We start from the raw sequence: 22,539 nt of genomic DNA, 5'->3' as shown, positions 1-22,539 counted from the left end.
CCGCGATTTGTCAAGACAAAAATACGGATTTTGTTGTATAATGTCCCTATAGGAACTGTTTAATGTCTGCCCTTGGGGAGACCTGCATTTAATAAATAAAAGCATAAGGAGGAATAAAAATGGGAAGTAAGAAGTTGGTTGCATATTTTTCTGCCAGCGGTGTTACGGCTAAGTTGGCTAAGGAACTGGCAGAGGCAACAGGAGCTGATTTGTATGAGATTCAGCCACAACAGCCTTACACAAGTGCTGATTTGGACTGGACGGACAAAAAGAGCCGCAGCAGCATAGAGATGAGTGATCCGGATTCACGCCCGGCTATTTCCGGTAATGTGGAAAACATGGAGCTGTATGATACCGTATTTGTGGGCTTTCCTATCTGGTGGTATGAGGCCCCTGGAATTATACATACATTTCTGGAGAGCTATGATTTCTCTGGAAAGACGCTGATTCCTTTTGCAACCTCGGGAAGCAGCGGAATGGGAGAGACTGACAGCATATTGAAAAAGTACTGTTCGTCAGAGACAAAGTGGAAGCCTGGCAAGCGCTTTGGCAGTGCTGACAAGGGGGCCCTGAAGTCTTGGATTGACAGCCTTGGATTATAACCTTAAAGTGTTCAGTATAAATATCCCCCGGGAGGCAGACGGAAAATGAAGTGCGGATGTCTGCCCCCGGGGGATTTTATTATTCATTTCGTTTTTTGGTCCTATAGGTCTTAGGACTTACCCCATACTGATCTTTGAATTTTTTAGAAAAATAACTGGTGTTATTGAAGCCGGTCATAAAGCAGATATCCGACATGCTTTTTTCTGTGGTTAACAGAAGCTGGGAGGCCTGCAGCAGACGGAACTTATTAACATACTCTACAGGTGTCATTTTTGACAATTCAGAAAAGCACCTGAAGCATTCACTTTTACTGATATTGGCAGCGCCGGCAACGTCCTGTATGGTGATTGGCTGTATATAATTTTGATGTATGTAATCAAGCATATCCTTCATACGCTGTTCTCTGAGCAGCTTGCCGCTGTCCTCGGGATCTTTGCTGGGTTTGGGAAGAATGCTCAGCAGATTACGCCATATTCCGATAAGATTTTCCAGTAAAAACAGTTCATACGTAAAATGCGTGCTCTCAGTATAGTACATCCTCCTCATATACTCCAGAATCTTGTGGCCCTCTTTGCGTTCCGGGGTTATCACAAGAGCTTCCGGACGGCGGGTAGTCAGAGGCAGGGTATAATTTTCACAATTGGCGCTCCTCATGAGGTTAATCAAAATCTGAGGCAGCAATACAATGTCATATCCGATGGTACCCCCGGACAACTCTCTGGCCAGATGTATGGCTTCAGGTGCAATGTATATAGCACAGCCCTCTTCCACCACGTAGGGTGTCCCGTTTACCTGATACTCCGCACTGCCTTTGAGAACAATCTGCAGTTCAAGCTCATGGTGCCAGTGGCTGGGAAAGCTCCCGTCTGCAAAGGTATCGAAATGGTCTATAAATTCTGAGATTGGGAACATCTGATTGGGGTGCGCCAATTCCTCCATCATCTTGTGATTTATAACAATACTATCCATAGAACAATCCTTTCCCTTCTGTTTATTCCAAAACATCCATAGATACATCCTTTGACAGGGTAAAAAACTGCATAAAACAGGTGCTTGTATACTTTAATATTTTACTATATCCATAAATAAAAATCTAGAAATATCGGATTGCTGAAGGAACTCTTTGTGTATATTGCTGTTTTACACACTGGTTTCATCAGTATATAAAGGCGATATCAATAAAAATGCAACAATATTCCCAGGAACCTGAGAAGATTGTTTTATTATTAGAAACGAAACTGGCTGAACTGATTTAGAAAAGATAGTACAATACCACTATAAATAAGTTGTCGACAATTTACAAGGCAGTAAATAAAAAGGAAATGGATGCGGAATAAAACAAATTTCGGATCGAAAAGAAAGGAGTTAAGAAAATGGACGACGCTTCTAAAAACCGCCGGAGCAGGGAGGATCATGTTGTCAGCTTCCGCGAAAAAATTTGTTACGGCCTGGGCGATTCGGCGTGCAACGTCGTATACGGACTATGCAGTACGCTTCTCACATTCTTTTACACCGACTATGTGGGGATTAATGCGTTTGTAGTTGGAATGATCTTTTTGATTACCCGTCTCTTTGACGGTGTCTCAGATATTATTATGGGATTTATTACGGACCGGACAAAGTCCAAATACGGAAAGGCGAGACCTTGGATTCTGTGGATGTCTGTACCTTATGCGGTTACCTTCATCCTGCTCTTCCTGGTTCCGGCAAATGCGTCACAAACGATACAGGCAATCTATATTTTTGTAACCTATAACCTGGTGAACACCATCGTTTATACCGCATTGAATCTGCCGTACTCCACCATGGCATCCCTGATAACACGGGATCAGAAATCACGGGCCTCAACCCAGGCATGGAGGATTTTCTGCGGACCAATGGGGAAGATGGTAGTAACGGTTTCCACACTTCCCCTGGTCAAGGCTCTCGGGGACACACAGAGAAGCTGGATCATTGTTTCCTGTATTTTTGCGGCTATCGCCCTGGTTCTGCTGCTGGTCTGCTTTTTTAACATTGAGGAACGGGTGGTAATCGAAGCAGCTCAGAACCAGAAGGTATCTGTGGGAAAAAATCTGAAGGCGCTGTTTTCCAATCAGTACTGGGCAATCTGTCTGGGCCTGTGGGGTATTATGGTTATGATGAGTACAGTCAGCGGAACCATAACGACCTATTACTGTAAATACATACTTGGGAATCAGGAGCTCTACAGCCCGATCTATGCGGCGGAGCTGATTGCCCAGAGCATTGTGGTTTTAATAGTACCGTATTTTGTCATGCGGTTCGGCAAACGCAATCTTACCCTTGCCGGTATCCTGCTGGTGATTGTGGCGCAGCTGGTATGGATTACCAATCCTATGAGTGTAGGCGTGGCCATGACAAGCGCTATACTTCGGGGAATTGGCGTGGCGCCTCTGTGGGCCTGCGTATTCCCCATGATTGCGGACTGTGCAGAGTTCGGCCAGTGGAAAACACATGTCAGGCAGGACGGCATGATTTTCAGCGCCGCGTCTGTGGGCTCAAAGGTGGGCGGTGGTCTGGCATCCGCAGGAATCGGGCTTTTGATGGATTCCGTCGGCTACGATGGTCTCGCTGCCGTGCAGAGTGCGGAGGCTATGGGAATGATCAAAGCTATCTGTATGTATGCGCCAATTATTTTCTCTGCAATTATTGTTGTGCTCTGTCTGCTGTATAAGCTGGATAAGCTGTATCCTCAGGTAATAGCAGATCTGAGAAAACGGGACGAGCAGGGCATTTTATAACTGCGGATGTCCTGCTCCCAGAGGCAATTAAGAATAGAAAGGAAGCAATTATGATTGATTTTGCGATTAATATCGAACCGCTGTATCCAGGCATGGATATCTGCGGGAAAATTGAAAGGGTCAGTGCGGCCGGCTTTCAGGCTGTGGAGTTCTGGAGCTGGGATGACAGGGATATTTCCCGAATAAAAGAAACCTGCAGAAAACACGGGGTAAAGGTAAGGGCGTTCAGCGGCACAAAGTCATATTCCCTGTGTGACGGAGAACACAGCAAAGAATATATAGAGTGGATAAAGCGGTCTATAGAAGCTGCCAAGATACTGGACTGTGATACCCTGATTCTGTTTCCCAATCATTTCACTCCCTGCGGCTGTGCGGATTTCCGTGACAAGTACAGCCGCGGGGCGATGATTGCCAACATAACGCATACACTCACATGCCTGGCGCCCCTTCTGGAGGAAGAAGATATGACAGTGCTTTTGGAGCCTCTTTGTAATCTGGGGGCCGATGCGGGCATGGCTGTGACGGATACGGTGCTGGGAGCGGACATTGTGAGGGCTGTTGACTCCCCGAAGGTAAGACTTCTGTGTGATGTGTATCATATGCAGGTAATGCATGGAAATCTGCTTCAGAATATTACAGACAACATGGATGTTGTGCCTTATCTGCACCTGGCAGATGCACCGGACCGCCACGAGCCCGGGACGGGGGAGATTAATTTTAACTTTCTGTTAAGAAAGATTAAGGAGAGCGGTTATGACGGAACGGTCTGCTTTGAATATTTTCCCGCAGGGGAGACCGAAGCAGGATTTTCTTCCATAAAAGAAGCAGGCAAATTACTGCTTTAACATACGGCAAACGCCGCGTGATTGCCGAGGGGCTTACAGTTAAAATAACATTTCAGGAGGATGAAAAAAATGGTGAAAGAATTAAAGTATGGTATGGTAGGCGGAGATTTGAAAGCACTGATTGGCGAGTGCCACCGCAAGGCGCTGGGTCTGGATCCCAGGGCAAAGCTTGTATGCGGATGCTTTTCTGCTATTGATGAGCTGAATGATGAGTGCGCAGAAGCCTACCACGTAGATAAATCAAGAGTTTACTATGATGCCGAAAAAATGGCGGAAGCAGAGGCCGGGAAGATTGATTTCGTCTCCATCTGCACCCCTAATTTTGTACACTATTCAGTGGCAAAAACATTTCTTGAGCATGGCATCAACGTAGTCTGTGAAAAGCCGCTGACCCTGAAGGTTGAGGAGGCGGAAGAATTGTCCAGACTGGCAAAAGAAAAAAATCTGGTATTTGCAGTGGATTACTGCTATTCCGGATATGTTATGTGCAAGGTTATGAAGCAGATGATTGCCAGAGGCGATATCGGCGAGATTATTTCTGTGAATGCAGATTATATGGAGGGCTGTTTTTTGGAACTTCTCTCTGAGAAGGAACAGGTTAACTCCAGAATCTGGCGTACGGATCCCAAATACAGCGGTATCTCCAATACCTGCGCGGACGACGGGACACATGTAGAGCATCTGGTGCACTATGTAACCGGACTGAAGATTAAGAGACTTTTGGCAACTGCAGATACGTTTGGCAAGAAGCTGGATCTGAATGACAATATTATTCTCGAATATGAAAACGGTGCACATGGCGCATATTGGTTCTCCCAGGTTGCGTGCGGATCCCCCAATGAGATTAATCTGCGCATATACGGAACCAAGGGATCCCTTGAATGGCATCAGACCAGACCGGATGAGGTCCGTTTTGCAAAGGCGGGTGAGGCAGCCCAGCTGCTCTGCAGGGCAGGGGATGGCATCGATGTGCCGGCCGGCAGTCTGGCGCGGGTTCCTTTCGGGCATCCGGAAGGCTATTATATTGCAATTGCCAATATTTACAGGAATGTTATTGATACAATTCTGAAGCTGAAAAACGGTGAGACACCTACCGAGGAGGATCTGGATTTCCCCGATGTGGAGACTGGCGTCAGCGGCGTAAAATTCTATTACGCAGTTATGGAAAGTGCACAGAACAATTCAAAATGGGTTGATGTAGAGTAGGAGGGAAGCAAAATGGCTGACACACAGAAAGCTATTATTTATAAAGGACCGGGAGAGTTTGCATATGAGGAGCGTCCGGTCCCGGAAGTGGAACAGGGGGATGATGTCAAAATTAAAGTATATGGCTGTGCCGTCTGCGGCACGGATGTGAATATCTTTGCTACGCCCCAGAAACATCCCTGTAAGAAGGACATAATCTTCGGTCATGAGTTTTGCGGTGAGGTTGCTGCAGTGGGGGCACAGGTTACGAAGTTGAAGCCTGGGGATAAGGTTATCATAGATCCCCACGGTCCCTGCGGCCGCTGTGACAATTGCCTGGCAGGACTTCCTGAGGCCTGCGATGAGGTATTCCTTGGTCCGGACTCCGGCTTTGACGGTCAGGCACTGACGATGGGGGTATTCGCTGACGGCGGTCTGACAAACTATGTGGTTCTGCCCCAGAAATGTGTGTACAAGGTAGGTGCGGATGCAAAGCCCGAGTTGATGGGCATGGCAGAACCTCTGGCCGGGTGCGGATATGCACTGGAAAAGCTGAATGTGCATGTGGGAGATACCGCATGTGTGCTAGGTGCGGGGCCTATCGGTCTGATGTTCACAGCACTTCTCAAGGCAAGCGGGTGCAGAAAGATTATTGTCTCAGAACCCATTGAATACCGCCGGAAGAAAGCGCTGGAAGTAGGAGCGACCTGCGTGGTGAACCCGGAGCAGGAAGACGTGGGCAAGATAGTTTTGGCAGAGACGGAGAATCTTGGAGTAGATCACTGCATTGAAGCAGTGGGGGGATTGATACCGGACTGTATTGAATACGTACGTCCCCGGGGCAAGGTTCTGCAGTACGGGCATGACGAACTGGTACGGCCTGAGATTCCGGTGGGTACGCTTCTTAAGAAGGAAGTAGAGATTCACGGCGGGTTCCTTGGGAAATATTACATGAGAAAGGTAGGCCAGATCATTGAAGACGGTGTACTTCCCCTGGAGAAGATCCTGACCCATGTAATTCCTGCATCCAGATATAAAGAGGCAATTGAGCTGGCATCCAGCTATCAGTGCGGAAAAATATTTGTTTCCATAGATTTTTAGGAAAGGAGCGTTTGAGAGAATGGCTGATAAGAAAGAAATTTTACGTTTACAGGAGCTGGCCCACCAGGCCCGGTACGATCTCTGCAATCTGTGCGGATCTTACGGCGGAAATATTCATATGGGCGGAGACATGTCAATGATTGATGTACTGACCTGTCTTTTCCAGCATACCATGCGGGTGGCTCCCGAACTGCAGGAAGATCCCGAGCGCGACCGTTTTATCCTCAGCAAAGGCCACGGCGCGGCATGCATGTACATTGTTATGGCATTGAAAGGATTTTTCGACTATAAAGAAATCTGTGAGACCTATGGCCAGATAGGCAGTAAATATGGCCAGCATCCGTGTAAAACCAGACTGCCTATGCTGGAGGCATCCACAGGTTCCCTGGGGCATGGGCTGCCCATCAGTGTAGGGCTGGCGGCATCCGCAAGGCAGCGGGGACAGAAACACCGTGTCTTCTGCATGATGGGGGACGGGGAGACTTGTGAGGGTTCTGTCTGGGAGGCGGCTATGGCAGGCAGAGCACAAAAGCTTGGAAACCTGGTGGCGGTTGTGGATCGCAACAGGCAGCTGATGACCAGTTTTTCCGAGGAGTCGGTCATAATGGAACCATATGCGGATAAGTGGCGTGCATTTGGATGGAATGTAATAGAAATAAGTGACGGGAACGATATGAGGCAGGTTGCGGAGGCATTCGACGGACTTCCTGACAGCAGCGGGGAGACCCCAACTGTAATAATAGCGAATACTGTAAAAGGAAAGTATGTATCCTTCATGGAGCGCCAGATAAAATGGCATGCGGGAAGCCTGAATGAAACGGATTTAAAAACAGCTTTAAAAGACCTTGACACGGCTTTGGAAAAGCAGAGAAAGGAGTTATAAATGAAGCAATCATATACACTTGACGAATATAATTCAGCAAGATCTGTGGTTGGAGATACCATAGCGGAGCTTGGAGGAAAAGATAATCGGGTATGGCTGCTGACTCCGGATATCGGTTTCGGCTGCAAAGATTTCAAGGAAAAGTATCCGGACCGCTTCCTTGACACGGGGATTGCGGAACAGAATGTGGTTGGCATCTCATCTGGGCTGGCTTACGATGGGAACATACCGTTTATTATCGGGATGATGCCCTTTATGAGTATGCGTGCATTGGAACAGGTGCGCACAGATATCTGCTATCCCAACCTTCCGGTGAGAATTATTGCAAATTATGCGGGGCTGACGGGAAATGGCGGATCTACTCATTATGCTATGGAGGATATGGCGCTTTATTCTTCTCTGGTCAATATGACAGTCTGCGCCGCATCCGATCCGGTGCAGCTGCGTCAGATTATAGAGAAAAGTATGACCTATGACGGTCCTCTCTCCATCCGTATTGACCCGGGTAAAGAGAACCGTATCTTATATCCGTCAGATGCGGACTTTGAAATTGGAAAAGGCTTTACGGCCAGAGAAGGCAGGGACATTGCGGTAATTGCCTGCGGGGAAATGGTTGATTACGCACTTCAGCTGCACCATGCGGCAGAAAAAGAGGGGATCAGCGTGCGGGTGATTGATATGTTTACAGTAAAGCCTCTGGATGAAGAGATTGTACGAAAAGCTGCCTCTGAGACCGGCAGGATTATTGTCTGGGAGGATCACCTTATGAAGAATGGGCTGGCCAGTGCGGTTGCGGATGTACTGTGCGACCAGGGAATCAGCGTAAAATCCTTTAAAAGATTTGGGGTTCCCCAGGTATACCCGGGATTTGGAAGCCCAGAAGAATTATATCATCAGTATCAATACGATCTTGAGGCAGTCTTGTCCTATGTGAAAAGTCTGTTCTAAGGAAAAGGAGTAATAGTATGAGTGCTTACATGTGGAATACATTTTGTCCGACACTCTTTGGAACGGGTGCGTCCAAAGAGGCCGGAAATAAAGCCAAAGAACTTGGAATGCACAGAGTGATGGTTTGTACGGAACAAGCGTTATGTGAATTCAAAGTAGCCACCCAAGTGATTGAGGTATTAAAAGAGACGGGGCTGGAGGTTTTTATATTTGATAAATGCAGGGCGGATGCACCCAGCGATATCTGCGATGAAGGTGCTGCGTTTGTAAGAGAGCATGAAATTGACGGCATTGTGGCAGTGGGGGGAGGCAGTACCCTGGATACCGCCAAGGCCATCGGGATTATCATCAGCCAGAATGGTTCGACCATCCGTGACTACTATGGGATCGGGGAAGCAGAACATGAGATAAAGCTGATCACGCTCAGCACTACCTCCGGCACAGGCAGTGAGATTTCCCAGTGGGCGGTCATCGGAGATACGGTAACCGGGGCTAAGGAAATGCCCATATACAAGCCAGACATGGCTATCGTGGATCCGGTTCTCACCTATTCCCTCCCTGCAGGCCCCACGGCTGCAACGGGGATGGATGTGCTTGCCCACTGTGTGGAGGCAATCACCAACAGAAATTATAATCCTTACGGCTATATATTGGGTAAAGAGGGAATAAAGCTTACCCTTAAATGGCTGCCTGCTGCGGTAAGGGAGCCTAAAAATGCAGAGGCCAGGGAGATGATGTCTTTGGCGGCCAATCTCGGGGGGATGGCTATCTCGGCCTGCGGGTGCCAAATCGGGCACAGCTTCAGTCAGACCTTCGGCGCCCAAAACCATATACCCCACGGTCTGGGCTGCGCCTGGGGACTGCCCGGGGTTATGATTTATACAGCAAAATACGGTGAAAGAAAGAACCTCGAGGCTGTGGCGGATGGGATGGAGATTGCATATACACAGGATATAGATACGATGCAGTTGGCTGAGGTCCTGGCGGACAGAGTTGTTAAACTGATGAAAGAACTAAAGATTCCATCCATTCGGGACTCTGGATATACGCTGGAAGACTGCCTGCTTGCAGCGGACAGATTTGCCCATGACGGTGCCTTCGGGAATTCCCCGGGCAATCCGGGTAGAAAAGAGATCGAAGCGTTTATTAAATATACCTATGATGGGTACTAATGCCGTAAAAGTCCTCTGTCACTCATAAAATTATAAAAAAACTCTTCCCACATTTTTTATATATTGCTATAATTAATCTGTCAGATACAGGTGTGTCAAGTCAGAGGAGGATTAAGCATGATTGGGTACAAAGAGTTGATACTGGAAACCGGTATTTGTTTTGACGTTTTCGACCAGATGCAGGATGAAATATTGTTTTTTGATGTGAATGCAAATTTAGTATATTTGAATCAATCTGCAGAGCATTCAGAGGGATATACTTTAAAGGAATCGTACGGGAAATCTCTTTTTGAGCTTTATGACTTCCAGAATGATGTCAGAAAGGACACAAGCCCGGCTTATATTGCTTTGACGGAAAAACGTCCGGTCCGCGATATGATATGTGTTTATTATACCGGAGGGCTGAAAAAGACAAAAACCATTGACTCTACGCCAATCTATAAGGGCAGAGAACTTATAGGGGCTTTTAATATTCAGCGTGACTTAACCCAGCTTTCCAATATGATTGACGAGAACCTGGAGTTGCAGAGTAAAATTAACCGGCACAGGTCATGCCAGACTGGAAGAGATGCTGCTCCTTTTGCAGAGCTTATAGGCAGCAGCGAGACCTTCCGGTACAGCTTAACGCTGGCTAGAAAGGCTGCCAAAACGGACTCCTCTGTACTGCTGATTGGGGAGGATGGCTGCGGAAAAAATACGTTTGCCCGGTCTATTCATGAAAGCAGTTCCCGGTCTGACGGGCCTTTCCTTTCTATCAATTGTGCATCTATTCCTGAGAACCTGCTGGATGGCTTGCTGTTCGGCACACAGAATAAGCATTATCCCGGTCCGGATTCGGAAGGCATTCTACGTCAGGCCAGCGGCGGAACTCTTTATCTGGAAAATGTAACGTACCTGCCTCCTGCGATACAAATGAAGCTGCTGCATGTTCTTGAGGAACATATGTTTATAAGGCCGAACGGGAGTGAGGCTATTCCAGTCAATATACGTATCATCTGCAGCAGCAGTGAACCGCCTGCGGAAATGATACGCAACAACCGTCTGCGCATGGAGTTCTTTTACTGCATTTCTGTTGTGCAGATTCCCATTCCTTCTCTGGCAGAACGTACAGAAGATATTCCATTGCTGACAAATTACTTTATCAGGGAGTTTAATCGCCGGTTTCATAAAAGAATTCAGGGCGTGGACAGTGAGGTGATGTCATGGTTCAGAATCTATCACTGGCCGGGAAATGTCCGCCAGTTTCGCTCCTGTATAGAAGCAGCTATGAATTTTACAGAAGATGGTCATGAGATCCATGCAGACGATCTGCCTGCCAATGTTTTTTATGAGACCCGGACGTCCAGAACACATTTTAATTCCGGCAATGAACCGCCTGAGATACAGACAGGAGGATTTGCGGATAGCAGTGCCGTGAAGCAGGACATGTATTTCAGCAAAAGAAAGCTGTATCTGGAAGCCCAGGAAAAAGAGCAGGAGGAGATTATCAAAGCCTTAAAACAAACCAATGGGAATATTTCACAGGCTGCCCGTATCTTGGGGATCAGCAGGCAGCTGATGCATTATAGAATGAAAAAATATCATATAGAATGAATCAAACATTCAGGCCTTCTTTCAGAGGGCTTTTTTGTTTTCTATGTCTGTAGAGGCTGTACATGCCGGAGTGTGTTAGACAGCCGTAACATTCGCAGGAACACTTTGTTCTCAAGGCACAGATTTTGGTTAGAACATGTAAAAAAGTGTAAGGGAGAAAAAAAGAGAAAAAACTGTAAAAAAATAATTTTACAATGAATTTTCAGATATTTACGTTGACTGTGCCTGATATATCGTGCAATAATACATATAACAAATGAAATTTATTTATACAAGGAAGTATAGGAGGGTGTATGATTATGCAGAGATATCAAGCAGTTAATCAAACAGATCTAAACAAAATTCATGAAACGTCTCTAAAAATTTTGGAAGAAGTGGGCGTCATTATGACATACGAACCAGCATGTAATCTTCTTGCAAAGCACGGTGCAAAAATTGACGGAAAAAAGGTATTATTTCCCAGGAGGCTGGTGGAAGAGAGTTTGAAACTAGCTCCTTCCTCCTTCACTCTGTACGCAAGGAATCCTGAAGGAAATGTTATATTCAATCTGGAGGATACACACTACTGCGGCCCGGGCGGTTCCTGCTTTGTTGCGGATCTGGATCATGGCCGCCGCCCAAGTAAAAAAGAAGATTTTATTAACCTGATAAAACTGTATCAATCCATGGATCTTATTGAAATGCATCATGTTCCCTGTGAGATGACAGATGTGGATCCGGCAATCAGAAACAAAGCGGTTGTCTACGAGACCATGAAGTACAGCGACAAACCGCTGATGCCTTTTATGTTTACCTATGAAGAAGCAAAGGAATGCATAGAGATGGCAGCGGTGCCCTTTGGCGGCCTGGAGGCCGTTAAAAATAAAAAACCGGTTCTGCTCGCGGATCCCTGTACAGTAACCCCTCTATGCTATGACGACAAATCGCTGGCTACTCTTATGGCCTTTGCAGAGTATGGTCAGATTCAGCTTATCAATTCGCTGGCAATGGCCGGGGCGACGGCACCTGTAACACTTGCCGGAAACGTTGCAGTACAGAATGCAGAGATACTGGCCGGTATTGTCTTAGCTCAGTGTGTCAATCCCGGAACACCTGTCATTTATTCGGCATCAGGATCTAACGCAAATATGCGTACCTGCTCCTTAACCATAGGTTCTCCGGAATGCGCGTTAATGTCTCTGATTAACGGACAGCTGGCTAAGTTCTATCATCTGCCATGCAGAATCAGCGGCGCAATTACTGACAGCAAATGCTTTGATCCTCAGATGGGCTATGAATCCATGATGAATCTTATGACTGCCGAAATGGCAGGGGGAAACTTTATCCTGCACGGGGGCGGCATTATGGCCACGTATGATACGGTTTCCTTTGAAAAATCAATGGTTGATTATGAGCTCATGGGGCTTGTAAGACGCATACACCGGGGAATAGAAGTAAATGAGGAGACACTGGCCTATGATGTTATCAAAGAGGTAGGTCCCCGGGGCCAGTTCCTGACAGAGGAACACACCTATGAACATTTTCGTGACGCACACTATTCACCATTTATTAGTGACTCTTTGAATGTGGCCCAGTGGGAAGCCGGCGGGAAGAAGACAGTTGCGGATCGGGCAAATGAGAAGTGGAAAAAAATGTTGGAAGAGTATGTGCAGCCTGATTTCCCTTCTGAGCTTGACGCAGAGTTAAGAAAACATCTCGAACCGTAAATCATGCTGAATGGAGAGGACTGCTTATGAAATCATTAGGAAAAGAGAAACTAATTGTTTTTATTATACTCAGTGCAACGGTTGCGCTGGCCTATCAGCTCCCGTATATGAAATATACCTTCTATGATCAGATGATGGAGGCGCTGCAAATCAATGATACACAGATGGGAGTTCTGGGTACTTGCCTGACCCTGGTTAACACCTTGTGTTATCCTATCGGCGGCTTTTTTGCGGATCGTTTTCCAATGAAAAAGCTTATCTGCATTACCCTGGCTGCCTTTGCTTTTTTGACCGGACTTTTTGCATTTACAACGAATTATATTGTTTTAATTGGAATTCATGTATTATATGGTTTTTTTGGTATTGCAACCTTATGGTCAGCGTACCTTTCGGGTATTCGGAGCCTTGGAGACGAGGCGTCTCAGAGTGCAATCTTTGGAAGCAGCGAATCCACACGCGGAATTCTCCAGACTATTACGTCCTTTCTCTTTCTGGGGATCATGAATATTGCTGCAACGCCTGTTCTTGGGTTCCGGTTTGTCATGATTGCAGGTGCGGCGATTACAGGGCTCTTCCTGGTTCTTGCTCTGATTTTCCTGCCTGCGGAGACCGCGGCGGAGCAGGAAAAGGAGAAAGAAGAAAAGGTTCTGCTGAGAGAGGTGTTAACCAATAAGGGGGTATGGATCACCATTTGGGTTATTATGTGTTCTTACGTTTCCTGGACATTGGGGAATGGATATCTGACGACTTATACAGTTCGGGTTCTGGGTATTTCCTCTTCTTTAGCATCCACCATTGGAATTGTCAGAAGTTATGTCATTGTGCTGGCGGCGGGCTTTATCGGGGGATGGATATTGGATAAGTTTACCTACAAGGGAAAGGGATTCATGGTATTCCTGTCTGTTACCGTGGTCACAACACTGGCAGTAATGTGCACAAGTAAGGTGGTTCCTATCTGTATCGGACTTACGCTGTTTCTTGCTTTAATGGCTAATATCATGAAATCAACCTATTGGAGCATAATGGGGCAGGCAGGCATACCCTTGAAAATGACCGCAATTGCCACAGGGGTGATTTCCTTTATTGCATTTATTCCTGATTTCATCGTGCCGACGATCTGCGGGATATGGCTGGATGCTGCAATAGAAGCAGGTAATATCGCATCAGGATTCAATAAAATATTTATACTGCTGATTGCATTTTCGGCGGTGGGAATTGTTGGGGCGGCATTGCTGGCGAGGCAGACAAAATCACATACCTAAGGCGCCGCCGCCTCATTATTAGGGGCAGTATAATATGCAGGAAAAGGAGGTATTACATGGCAGAGGTAAGTGTGGAGCAGATAAGAAATTACAGGCTGTGCGCCCATCATTTGGACGCTGAGTACAGGGAGGAAGACATTATCCAGCTTGCAGGTGCATGCGGGCTGCAGAATACGCCTCCCGGTGCATGGGAGACTGCTCTTTATAACCGGGCTCCGGGCTGCAGTCTCCAGAAGATGGAGTCTCTGCTGTACAAAGAGAAATCGCTTCTCCAGGCCTGGAGCCTGAGAGGAGCGCCCTTTGTATTCCCTGAGGAGGAAAGCGGTGTTTTTCTGTCTGCACTTCTTTCCGAGGGGGATGAGCCATGGATTTACAATCAGGGGATAACACTGGCCCTGGATTTTCTGCAGATGTCTTTTGAAGAGTTGTTTTCTATATTAAAAGAGGTTATGCCAAAGCTGGACAGGGAGACTATTGTGAGCAAAACAGCCTTAGATCAAATTCTCGCAGACTGGATGCTGCCACTTCTGCCCGTCAGAAAAAGAGAGCTATGGACTCAGCCGTCAATGTACGGGAATCCGGACAGGCAGACTGTGGGAGGCGCAGTGGTATCTTTCATGCTACGTCCCTGCGCCTTCAGCGGACTTGCAGTCTTTGGAGAGCGCAAGGGAATCAGCCAGGAGTTTACTTCCTATAAAAACTGGACGGGCCATGCCATGAAAGCCGGCAAAGCCCCCCAAAAGCAGCTAGTGCGCAAATTCATTCACTGCTATGGACCTGCAACTGCAGACAGGCTTACGTGCTGGCTTGGGTGCTCTGGAAAACAGGGCAGACGTATGTGGAATTTAATTGCAGAGGAATTAGAACCAGTTACCGTATCCGGGAAAAAAGCCTTTATCCTATCTGGTGACAGAGAACGGCTCTTCTCACCGGCGGCCTGTAAAAGAGAGCTGCTTCTTCTGGGAGGTCATGATCCATTTCTGGACCAGCGTGACCGAAGTGTATTGCTGGAGGATAACTCCCTGCACAGGGAAATATGGAAAACTACAACAAATCCCGGGGCTATTTTGTACAGGGGAGAAATTATTGGCATCTGGACCAGTAAGAAGAAGAGCAAGGGAATGGAGTTTGCAATAAACCTGTGGAAGAATTCTCAGGAAAAACAAAAACTTTCCACTCTCGCAGAACAATATGCTGCCTTCCGGCAGCAGAAACTGGTGAGCGTTCATATTAATAGCTGACATACCACATGTTACTTCTGTACTTTCCCCAATCCTTCATAGTATTGACGGTTTCTGCTGATTTTGTTATGTTTTAATTGTATTTATCTGGGGCCTAACTGTCCCATTGTTTATCAAATATGTTAGCGATAAATCGGAATATAAGGAGGTAACTATGGAACAGGAATATATTATAAACGCTTGCAGCGGTCAGGCGATTGACGTGGTAAAAGGGCAGACCATAACCGTCATTGATATGGAAGGCGGGCAAGTTGTGGACTTTTTTGCTGAACTTTCGGATAACCCGAAGGAGTTTTTATCAACTGGTGTTACAATTGACTGTAATGAGTCTTTGAGATTAAGAGTAGGGGACTATATTTACTCCAATCTTTATCGTCCTTTATTCAAGGTGATATCTGACGACGTAGGAGAACATGATTTACTGCATCCTTGCTGCCGCCCAGAGATGTATGATTTTTTTTACCATAATGGAAAAGATCATCCCAATTGTCTGGATAACATAAATAAAAGTTTAAAAGAAACCAGGCAGATTATTTACCCTGTAAATCTATTTATGTACACAAAGGCAGATAAGAATGGAGATATAGAGGTCAAAAGGCCTCTATCAAAAGCGGGAGATAAAGTGGTTTTGCAGGCAGAAATGAATATGCGTTTAGGGATTGCTGCCTGTAGTGTATCTGAAAGTGACTGCAATAGTAGAAAATGTACGCCAATAAGGATTGTTGTTGCTGATTGATTAACTTTAGTATACCGATGTACCTATCTGGGTGAGGACCCTGAGGGTGTTTGGGAAAATAGATAGCTGTAAATGTGTCTATCGAAGATACATACACTATGTATTTATATCTTGACGGTTTACTTATTACATGGTAGTATAAACATACAAAGTGTATGTAAGAGGTGATTGTATGCCAAGAAATAAATATCCTGAGGAAACAGTTCAGACAATTTTAGATGCTGCTTTTAAACTTTTCACGGAAAAGGGATATGAAAATACTACTGTACTGGATATTGTGGATCAGATGGGGGGCCTGACTCGGGGCGCCTTCTATCATCATTTTAAATCCAAAGAAGAAGTGATGAGTGCTCTCACAGAGCATATGTTCTATAAGGACAACCCATTTGAGAAAGTAAAAGGGGAAGAGGCGTTGACCGGTCTGGAGAAACTCCGGCAGATTATGAAGAATTCACTGGTGGATTCTGATTCCAGAAGAATTAGTATCCAGGCGATTCCTCTCCTGAAGAATCCCAAATTCCTGGCAGAGCTTGTTGAGAGTAACCGGGATATGATAGTGCCTGCCTACCAGGAGTTAATAGAAGAGGGGATTGCTGATGGCTCGGTCCATACCAGTTATCCAAAGCAGGCGGCTGAGATTCTTTCATTTCTAACTAATTTCTGGCTGGCCCCGACGATTTTTCCCTTTGACAGGGAGGAGGGGATTGCACGTGTGCGTATGATTAGAAAAGTTACGGATGATATGGGAATTCCTATTTTTGATGATGAGATAATGTATCTTATAGAGGCTATGTTAAAAGAATTAGAATAGAGTTGCCTGAGAAGGCAATTTTATTTTAAATAAATACATACATACAACATGTATAAAAGGAGGAGTTTATGACACAAAAAGAAAGAATAGTGAATACAAGATTGTTTAGCAGAAATTTTGCACTACTGGTACTGGGGCAGATTAGCTCTCTGTTTGCAAATACTGTATTAAGATTTGCCCTGTCTATGTACATTCTGGAATTAACAGGTTCGGCAGCAGTTTTTGCCGGACTGCTGGCGGTATCTATGGTTCCAACAATTATCCTGTCTCCGTTGGGAGGAATTCTGGCAGATCGGGCAAACCGGAGAAATATTATGGTAGCTTTAGATTTTTTGTCAGGGGTTACAGCACTTATTACCGTTCTCCTGATTCGGGATTCCAATGCGGTTTGGGTGGCAGGGGGTGTCCTGATAATGCTGTCTGTTCTTGGGGCTTTTGAATCCCCGACCGTTCAGGCGGCAGTCCCGCAGATGCAGCGGGGGGATAATATCATCAGAGCAAATGCAGTGGTAAACCAGGTAGCTGCCCTTGCTGCCCTGATTGCGCCCTTTCTGGGAAGTGCCTGCTATGTTGCGTTTGGCCTTAAACCGGTACTTATAGCCAGTGTGTTCTGCTTTTTTCTAACAGCAGTACTGGAAGTATTCATACAGCTTCCCTTTGACAGGGAACCTCACAGTATGAAGTGGAAACAGATGATTAAAAACGATTTGAAAGAAAGTCTGTCCTTTATCACAAAGGAAAAACCTGGGATCTCAAAAATGCTGCTCTCTGTGTCGGCCGTCAGCTTCTTTCTTATGGGGACCGTGAATGTGGGAATGCCGTTTATTATCCGGACTGTATTAGGGCTGAATGCGGAATATGTGGGAATTGCTGAAAGTATATGCGGGGCGGCAGCTATAGGGGGAAGTGTCATCGTAGGAATTGCCGTTAAAAGTCTTAAGGCATCCGGGATGTACAGATATCTTAGTGGGGTAGGGATCTGTATGATTCCAATGGGGCTTTCTTTCCTGTCAGAGCACGTTATGGTGATCTATGGAATTATAGTGGTATCCATTGCGTGTATGCAGATTTTGGTAAGCATATTTTCCATCTTTTGCCTGTCTCTGATTCAGCAGCAGACCCCGGATGCGATTCTGGGGAAGGTGATGGCGTATGTTGCTACCATAACTCTGTGTGCACAGCCTTTCGGGCAGATGCTCTACGGTATTTTGTTTGATATATTTAGAGAAGATATTATGTGGATTATGATTGCTTCAGCATTCTGTATTATACTACTTGGCCGTGCAGCAAGGAAAACCTTCCATGGGATTACCTCAGACTCTTTTGCATGTTCACGAGAGGAAGAGGGAGAATGCGCAGTAGACCAGCAGTAAGGCCATGACAGTGTTGACCATACGGGCGTGCCTGGAGAACAGCCATTTAAACCCGGATCCAAAAGCAGACCATAGTAGTGTAAACACAAAACCAATAAAAGCAAGCAGCAAGGCAAAGCCGAAAAGCAGAAGTGACTGACCGGCATAATAAGGAAGAATATAAGCCTCCATTGACATAATGCAGTAGATATATATTTTAGGATTGATAAATTGCAGAAGTAAGCCGGGTAAAAAACCGTCATGGGAATGGGACGATTCCACAGAAGCAGAACTGCGGAAAGTTTCCCAAGCGAGATATAACATATAGCAGGCCCCTGCCAAGAGCATAGGTAGTTTGATTCTGGGAATGAAGGAGGACAGCAGACTACAGAAGGCTGTACATAATAGCATCACGAGAGAAAATCCTGTCAGGATTCCCAGATTAAAGGGCAATGCACCGCGAAATCCCTTTCGGATTCCGTTGGACATAGACATAATATTATTTGGGCCGGGTGTCACAGCAGTAATTATGGCATAGGTAAGAAAAGAAAACCAGGGAAACATCATTGACCTCCTCATTCATGGTGTGATAAGATGATGGAAAATAGTGTAATATAATAGAATTCTTTTATATTGTACTTTAAGTTCATTATAATGTCAAGGAGATGAAAAAAAGTATGGAAGTTACTAAAATTGTAGCGGCTAATGTAAAAGATATAAGAGAGAAAAAGAAACTGACGTTGGACGCAGCAGCCGAGACCACAGGGGTTTCCCGTAGTATGCTGGCGCAGATTGAAAAGGGGGATGTAAACCCTACCATATCTGTTCTGTGGAAGATCGCCAATGGTTATAAAGTTTCATTTACTACACTGGTGAAGGAACCGGATGAACATGCTGTTATGATAAAGCGGGCGGCAGCCTCACCATTCGCAGAGGATAACGGGCGGTATCTTAATTACCCTGCTTTTGGATTTGACGAACAGAAGTTATTTGAGAGCTACCGGATTGTTATAAAGCAGGGGGGAAGTCTTTCCGCCCAGCCCCATGTGGCGGGAGCAGAAGAATATATTACTGTATTCTATGGAAACGTTAAGATTACGGTAGAGGAAGAGACATACCATTTGGAGCAGGGGGATTCGATACGGTTCCTTGCGGATGTATCACATGCTTATGAAAATGTGGGAGAAGAGGAAGCCAGTTTAAGCATGCTGATTTACTATAACTAGTCCGTTTCTTTTTTCTTTGGTTTTCGGTTAAGTTTTAAAGTGATAGTTTGGTTTTGAGCGGTTTCCCGGAAGAGTTTTACTGCCAGCGTGGCTCGCTCCTTAAGGGGCAGATTATCCTTTTGGGTCTTTGCTGTAAGCTGTTCCATAACCGTCCTGCAGTCCTCTAGATCCAGAAGGTTAACGGCCAGGCAAAATAAGTTTTTCTGGCGTCCTGCATTGTAGTTTTCAAGTAAATGGCGAAGGATTGCACTCTTTTCTTCCAGATTAGTTAGATATTGTGCCAGGCCTATGGATTGGGCTTTGGCAAAGTCCTTTTTTTGATGGCTGTGGGTAATAAAAGAATCAAATTCATCTATTTTGTCATAATAGACACAAGGATACTCCCTGCACTGAAAACAATATTCTACATTTTCATGTTGCATGCTGCATTTTGCAATCTTGCAGGATTGATTGCCGTCTCCCCCTCCGCATCCGGGGCAATAGTGATCCAGATACATAGGGCAGAGCGCACAGTTTAATCCGCATAGGGAAAACAAGGTGGATTCTCTGGCAAAATTCTTCATATAATATCTCCTTGTATAATAGCAACTCTTTTTGATTCAAATTGGGGTACTTCTTGAAAGTTTGATTACGGATGTCCTGACTCAGAACCTACCGGTTTCTATGAAAATTTTATCGTATAAGATTGTTTTGCCAATCAGTAAAAATATCTGTCAAAGTAAGCTACTTGTATGGTATTATTGTAACATGTAACTTTTTTCAGGTGGATGGTTGGCTGTTCTGGGTGATTTAATTTTACCATAAACCGGTGCGGAGTTGCTATATTTATTACAAAGATAAAACTCGTAAGTATGCGGGCTTTGGCGTTTCATAAACAAATAAATAATTATTTCGTAAAAAGGAGGAATATATTAAGTATGAAGAAATCTATATTGGAAATGAAAACTTTAAGAAAATATAAAGAGTATTTGTATGAAGAAGAGCGCAGTCAGGCTACGATCACAAAATATATGCGGGATGTTATGCAGTTCTATCATTACCTCCCGGAGGGGTATAAAGTGATTACAAAAGAGGTTTTGGTCACATATAAGAACAGCCTGTCTGATAAATATAAAATTTCCAGTATCAACAGTATGCTCGCTGCATTAAACGGATTACTGGATTTTATGAAGCTAAGCTATCTGAAATTGAAACTTCATAAGATTCAGCGCTCGGTTTTCTACGAAGAGGAACAAGAACTGACAAAAAACGAATATAAGAGATTATTGGACTGCGCGTTGAGAAAAGGTAATAAACGTCTTTATATGCTGATGCAGACAATTTGCGGTACGGGTATCAGAGTATCGGAACATCAATATATCACAGTTGAAAGCTTGAAAGAAGGCAAAGCTGTTGTAAAAAACAAAGGAAAAATAAGAATTATATTTATACCGGGGAAGCTTAAAAAAATGCTGAAGGACTACTGCCGGAAAGAAAATATTATCAGGGGAGCTGTATTTATCACTAAGAGTGGAAAACCCATGGACCGAAGCAATATATGGAACGCAATGAAGAAACTGTGCAGGGAAGCAAAAGTAAGTGATAAAAAGGTATTTCCCCATAATCTTAGACATCTGTTCGCGTTAACCTACTATCGAATGCAAAAAGATGTTGTAAGACTGGCAGATATACTTGGACATGCCAGTATAGAAACTACAAGAACCTATACTATGACAACGGGTAAAGAATGTCAGAAGTCTCTTTCAAAGATGAATCTGGTAGTCCCTATATATACGTAAAAAACCACATAATATGTATTATGTGGTTTTTTTAATGAACAAAAAACAAGTTCTATTTATTTTTAGTTCATTATATAGTATTTGGTAAAATTTTACAATACATTTTTCTACAAAAAATAAATAAAAGATGAAGGGCTGCAATACATATGTTACAACGGAATAATATAAAAGGTGAAAATACCGTTTCTGTGCTGGGACGGCAGACACTGTAACAGGTATTAATACATTATTTTATGTCGGAGTAACAAATTGTTTGACAAACCTACATATTTTACAATAAGTAAATAAAAATTTATATATGTTATTGCTCACAAGTCAGTGTCCAGCAAAGGGTGTTGCTGTACAAGGTTTCAAATTAAGTATACAATAACTCCCCTGCACTACCACATAATACATATTATGTGGTAGTGCAGGGGAGTCGGTAATGATAAAGAAAACTAGTAACTTTCGAAAGAAAACGCCATCGTTATTTCTTGCTGTAATAATTTTATTGTCAGCTGTTTTTTCTTCTACGGATAATTTGATGGCATATGATGAGTCAAGCGGATATTGTTTTCAAGTAGCAGAGAATGAAGAGGGCACTGAGGCAGATATTAAAGGAGATAGCACTAAAATTTATGAAGGGGTAGAAATAATAGAAATTCTGGACCCTGATGGAAGGGCCATGGACTTAGACAATATTTCTTATCATGTCACCCAAAATGATGTGTATTTATTTCAAATATTTTTTAGATCACCCGCTGGGGAGCAGAAAGAGAATATTTCAATTTCCGTAAATTCATTATTGGATTCAGACACAAAAACAAATAAGGCAGATGAAAGTTCAGATCCAGAAACAAATATAGATAATGCGGGTACAGATGCAGACCCAGAAGCAAATGCAAATAAAACGGATGAAAATTCTGCTTCAGAAACAAAGACAGTTGGTGAATTGAAGGCGGCAGGAAAGCTAGAACAAAAAGCCTCAACGCCTTTTCTCATTCCCATGCATATTGAGGGGGAAGATACATCTCAGGGAAACTATTCTTTCTCGGGCGGAGATATTGTAAATATTGAGGAACAGACATTTAATGGGCTGCCATATAAGTTTCAGCAGGCAGTGATTTTAATCATGGAGGGCGGTGATGCAAAAACATACCCAATAAATTATTATGATGAAATTAATGGCATAAAGTATTATGCATTGTCAGGTAATGACAGCTCGCCACAGGATTTTGAAATCGCTTATGAGGTACCGGAAGGAGCAGACATTTTTTTTATCTTACTATGAAACAAAAACCATCGGATAGCCAAAAAAGCGCATACTATCCCTATTAAACTTTTAATCGTCCATTTTGA

The 22,539-nt window shown here is 44.6% G+C and carries 21 protein-coding genes; 18 read left to right on the top strand and 3 right to left on the bottom strand.

Going from position 1 to position 22,539, the window contains the following annotated elements; genetic code table 11:
• The first annotated feature begins 119 nt into the window (after positions 1 to 119).
• Complete coding sequence (locus GKG41_RS18250) at positions 120 to 602, top strand: flavodoxin (protein WP_154261273.1); 483 nt, start codon at positions 120 to 122, stop codon at positions 600 to 602.
• Between the two features lie 79 nt (positions 603 to 681).
• Here GKG41_RS18250 and GKG41_RS18245 read toward each other — a convergent pair whose 3' ends face one another.
• Positions 682 to 1,608, bottom strand: a complete 927-nt coding sequence (locus GKG41_RS18245) for an AraC family transcriptional regulator (RefSeq protein ID WP_173015644.1) — start codon at positions 1,606 to 1,608, stop codon at positions 682 to 684.
• 368 nt (positions 1,609 to 1,976) lie between these two features.
• Here GKG41_RS18245 and GKG41_RS18240 point away from each other — a divergent pair, with 368 nt between their 5' ends.
• From GKG41_RS18240 to GKG41_RS18175, 14 genes are all read left to right on the top strand, one after another.
• On the top strand, positions 1,977 to 3,362 hold the full coding sequence (locus GKG41_RS18240) for a glycoside-pentoside-hexuronide (GPH):cation symporter (RefSeq protein WP_154261269.1): 1,386 nt from the start codon (positions 1,977 to 1,979) through the stop codon (positions 3,360 to 3,362).
• A 50-nt stretch (positions 3,363 to 3,412) separates the two neighbouring features.
• Complete coding sequence (locus GKG41_RS18235; RefSeq protein WP_154261266.1) at positions 3,413 to 4,207, top strand: TIM barrel protein; 795 nt, start codon at positions 3,413 to 3,415, stop codon at positions 4,205 to 4,207.
• A gap of 69 nt (positions 4,208 to 4,276) precedes the next feature.
• Complete coding sequence (locus GKG41_RS18230) at positions 4,277 to 5,413, top strand: Gfo/Idh/MocA family oxidoreductase (RefSeq protein WP_173015643.1); 1,137 nt, start codon at positions 4,277 to 4,279, stop codon at positions 5,411 to 5,413.
• 12 nt (positions 5,414 to 5,425) lie between these two features.
• Positions 5,426 to 6,493 carry an alcohol dehydrogenase catalytic domain-containing protein gene (locus GKG41_RS18225; protein ID WP_154261262.1) on the top strand — a complete coding sequence of 356 codons (1,068 nt, stop codon included), beginning with the start codon at positions 5,426 to 5,428 and terminating at the stop codon, positions 6,491 to 6,493.
• 19 nt (positions 6,494 to 6,512) lie between these two features.
• Positions 6,513 to 7,376 carry a transketolase gene (locus GKG41_RS18220; protein ID WP_154261260.1) on the top strand — a complete coding sequence of 288 codons (864 nt, stop codon included), beginning with the start codon at positions 6,513 to 6,515 and terminating at the stop codon, positions 7,374 to 7,376.
• Positions 7,377 to 8,324, top strand: a complete 948-nt coding sequence (locus GKG41_RS18215; protein ID WP_154261258.1) for a transketolase C-terminal domain-containing protein — start codon at positions 7,377 to 7,379, stop codon at positions 8,322 to 8,324.
• A gap of 17 nt (positions 8,325 to 8,341) precedes the next feature.
• Positions 8,342 to 9,496, top strand: coding sequence for an iron-containing alcohol dehydrogenase (locus GKG41_RS18210; protein ID WP_154261256.1), 1,155 nt, complete (start codon positions 8,342 to 8,344; stop codon positions 9,494 to 9,496).
• Between the two features lie 117 nt (positions 9,497 to 9,613).
• On the top strand, positions 9,614 to 11,089 hold the full coding sequence (locus GKG41_RS18205) for a sigma 54-interacting transcriptional regulator (protein WP_154261254.1): 1,476 nt from the start codon (positions 9,614 to 9,616) through the stop codon (positions 11,087 to 11,089).
• 299 nt (positions 11,090 to 11,388) lie between these two features.
• Positions 11,389 to 12,795, top strand: coding sequence for a trimethylamine methyltransferase family protein (locus GKG41_RS18200; protein ID WP_154261252.1), 1,407 nt, complete (start codon positions 11,389 to 11,391; stop codon positions 12,793 to 12,795).
• Positions 12,796 to 12,821: 26 nt separating this feature from the next.
• Positions 12,822 to 14,057 (top strand): MFS transporter, encoded by a 1,236-nt coding sequence (locus tag GKG41_RS18195; protein ID WP_154261250.1) that lies wholly within the window; start codon positions 12,822 to 12,824, stop codon positions 14,055 to 14,057.
• 56 nt (positions 14,058 to 14,113) lie between these two features.
• Positions 14,114 to 15,298, top strand: a complete 1,185-nt coding sequence (locus tag GKG41_RS18190; RefSeq protein WP_154261248.1) for a winged helix DNA-binding domain-containing protein — start codon at positions 14,114 to 14,116, stop codon at positions 15,296 to 15,298.
• Between the two features lie 154 nt (positions 15,299 to 15,452).
• A complete protein-coding gene (locus tag GKG41_RS18185; RefSeq protein ID WP_154261246.1) occupies positions 15,453 to 16,034 on the top strand; it encodes an urea carboxylase-associated family protein in 582 nt (193 codons plus the stop codon).
• Between the two features lie 172 nt (positions 16,035 to 16,206).
• On the top strand, positions 16,207 to 16,845 hold the full coding sequence (locus GKG41_RS18180; RefSeq protein WP_154261244.1) for a TetR/AcrR family transcriptional regulator: 639 nt from the start codon (positions 16,207 to 16,209) through the stop codon (positions 16,843 to 16,845).
• Positions 16,846 to 16,913: 68 nt separating this feature from the next.
• The gene (locus GKG41_RS18175; RefSeq protein WP_154261240.1) at positions 16,914 to 18,218 is read left to right on the top strand and encodes an MFS transporter; all 1,305 of its coding nucleotides are present in this window, start codon (positions 16,914 to 16,916) and stop codon (positions 18,216 to 18,218) included.
• Here GKG41_RS18175 and GKG41_RS18170 read toward each other — a convergent pair.
• Entirely contained in the window at positions 18,177 to 18,686 is a 510-nt protein-coding gene (locus GKG41_RS18170; RefSeq protein ID WP_347563343.1) for a LysE family transporter, read from the bottom strand. The two genes, GKG41_RS18175 and GKG41_RS18170, sit on opposite strands and share 42 nt — an antisense overlap.
• Positions 18,687 to 18,874: 188 nt before the next feature.
• Here GKG41_RS18170 and GKG41_RS18165 point away from each other — a divergent pair, with 188 nt between their 5' ends.
• Complete coding sequence (locus GKG41_RS18165) at positions 18,875 to 19,423, top strand: XRE family transcriptional regulator (RefSeq protein ID WP_154261238.1); 549 nt, start codon at positions 18,875 to 18,877, stop codon at positions 19,421 to 19,423.
• Here the strand turns inward: GKG41_RS18165 and GKG41_RS18160 are convergent.
• Positions 19,420 to 19,986 carry a DUF3795 domain-containing protein gene (locus GKG41_RS18160; protein WP_154261236.1) on the bottom strand — a complete coding sequence of 189 codons (567 nt, stop codon included), beginning with the start codon at positions 19,984 to 19,986 and terminating at the stop codon, positions 19,420 to 19,422. The two genes, GKG41_RS18165 and GKG41_RS18160, sit on opposite strands and share 4 nt — an antisense overlap.
• Before the next feature lie 354 nt (positions 19,987 to 20,340).
• Between GKG41_RS18160 and GKG41_RS18155 the strand changes: the two genes are divergently transcribed.
• Together GKG41_RS18155 and GKG41_RS18150 are read left to right on the top strand one after the other, a co-directional pair.
• Positions 20,341 to 21,201, top strand: a complete 861-nt coding sequence (locus GKG41_RS18155; RefSeq protein ID WP_154261235.1) for a tyrosine-type recombinase/integrase — start codon at positions 20,341 to 20,343, stop codon at positions 21,199 to 21,201.
• A gap of 424 nt (positions 21,202 to 21,625) precedes the next feature.
• The gene (locus GKG41_RS18150; protein WP_154261232.1) at positions 21,626 to 22,471 is read left to right on the top strand and encodes a hypothetical protein; all 846 of its coding nucleotides are present in this window, start codon (positions 21,626 to 21,628) and stop codon (positions 22,469 to 22,471) included.
• Positions 22,472 to 22,539: the final 68 nt, after the last annotated feature.

Origin of the sequence: Lactonifactor sp. BIOML-A5 (assembly GCF_009677585.1) — a bacterium.
Taxonomy (GTDB): domain Bacteria; phylum Bacillota; class Clostridia; order Lachnospirales; family Lachnospiraceae; genus Lactonifactor.
This window is presented reverse-complemented; position numbering and strand designations above follow the sequence as displayed.

What these genes read in the sequence shown, in the direction of transcription:
- GKG41_RS18250 (WP_154261273.1), top strand. Translation starts at nt 120, where the DNA reads ATGGGAAGTAAGAAGTTGGTTGCATATTTTTCTGCCAGCGGTGTTACG.
- GKG41_RS18245 (WP_173015644.1), bottom strand. Translation starts at nt 1,608, where the DNA reads ATGTTTTGGAATAAACAGAAGGGAAAGGATTGTTCTATGGATAGTATT.
- GKG41_RS18240 (WP_154261269.1), top strand. Translation starts at nt 1,977, where the DNA reads ATGGACGACGCTTCTAAAAACCGCCGGAGCAGGGAGGATCATGTTGTC.
- GKG41_RS18235 (WP_154261266.1), top strand. Translation starts at nt 3,413, where the DNA reads ATGATTGATTTTGCGATTAATATCGAACCGCTGTATCCAGGCATGGAT.
- GKG41_RS18230 (WP_173015643.1), top strand. Translation starts at nt 4,277, where the DNA reads ATGGTGAAAGAATTAAAGTATGGTATGGTAGGCGGAGATTTGAAAGCA.
- GKG41_RS18225 (WP_154261262.1), top strand. Translation starts at nt 5,426, where the DNA reads ATGGCTGACACACAGAAAGCTATTATTTATAAAGGACCGGGAGAGTTT.
- GKG41_RS18220 (WP_154261260.1), top strand. Translation starts at nt 6,513, where the DNA reads ATGGCTGATAAGAAAGAAATTTTACGTTTACAGGAGCTGGCCCACCAG.
- GKG41_RS18215 (WP_154261258.1), top strand. Translation starts at nt 7,377, where the DNA reads ATGAAGCAATCATATACACTTGACGAATATAATTCAGCAAGATCTGTG.
- GKG41_RS18210 (WP_154261256.1), top strand. Translation starts at nt 8,342, where the DNA reads ATGAGTGCTTACATGTGGAATACATTTTGTCCGACACTCTTTGGAACG.
- GKG41_RS18205 (WP_154261254.1), top strand. Translation starts at nt 9,614, where the DNA reads ATGATTGGGTACAAAGAGTTGATACTGGAAACCGGTATTTGTTTTGAC.
- GKG41_RS18200 (WP_154261252.1), top strand. Translation starts at nt 11,389, where the DNA reads ATGCAGAGATATCAAGCAGTTAATCAAACAGATCTAAACAAAATTCAT.
- GKG41_RS18195 (WP_154261250.1), top strand. Translation starts at nt 12,822, where the DNA reads ATGAAATCATTAGGAAAAGAGAAACTAATTGTTTTTATTATACTCAGT.
- GKG41_RS18190 (WP_154261248.1), top strand. Translation starts at nt 14,114, where the DNA reads ATGGCAGAGGTAAGTGTGGAGCAGATAAGAAATTACAGGCTGTGCGCC.
- GKG41_RS18185 (WP_154261246.1), top strand. Translation starts at nt 15,453, where the DNA reads ATGGAACAGGAATATATTATAAACGCTTGCAGCGGTCAGGCGATTGAC.
- GKG41_RS18180 (WP_154261244.1), top strand. Translation starts at nt 16,207, where the DNA reads ATGCCAAGAAATAAATATCCTGAGGAAACAGTTCAGACAATTTTAGAT.
- GKG41_RS18175 (WP_154261240.1), top strand. Translation starts at nt 16,914, where the DNA reads ATGACACAAAAAGAAAGAATAGTGAATACAAGATTGTTTAGCAGAAAT.
- GKG41_RS18170 (WP_347563343.1), bottom strand. Translation starts at nt 18,686, where the DNA reads ATGTCCAACGGAATCCGAAAGGGATTTCGCGGTGCATTGCCCTTTAAT.
- GKG41_RS18165 (WP_154261238.1), top strand. Translation starts at nt 18,875, where the DNA reads ATGGAAGTTACTAAAATTGTAGCGGCTAATGTAAAAGATATAAGAGAG.
- GKG41_RS18160 (WP_154261236.1), bottom strand. Translation starts at nt 19,986, where the DNA reads ATGAAGAATTTTGCCAGAGAATCCACCTTGTTTTCCCTATGCGGATTA.
- GKG41_RS18155 (WP_154261235.1), top strand. Translation starts at nt 20,341, where the DNA reads ATGAAGAAATCTATATTGGAAATGAAAACTTTAAGAAAATATAAAGAG.
- GKG41_RS18150 (WP_154261232.1), top strand. Translation starts at nt 21,626, where the DNA reads ATGATAAAGAAAACTAGTAACTTTCGAAAGAAAACGCCATCGTTATTT.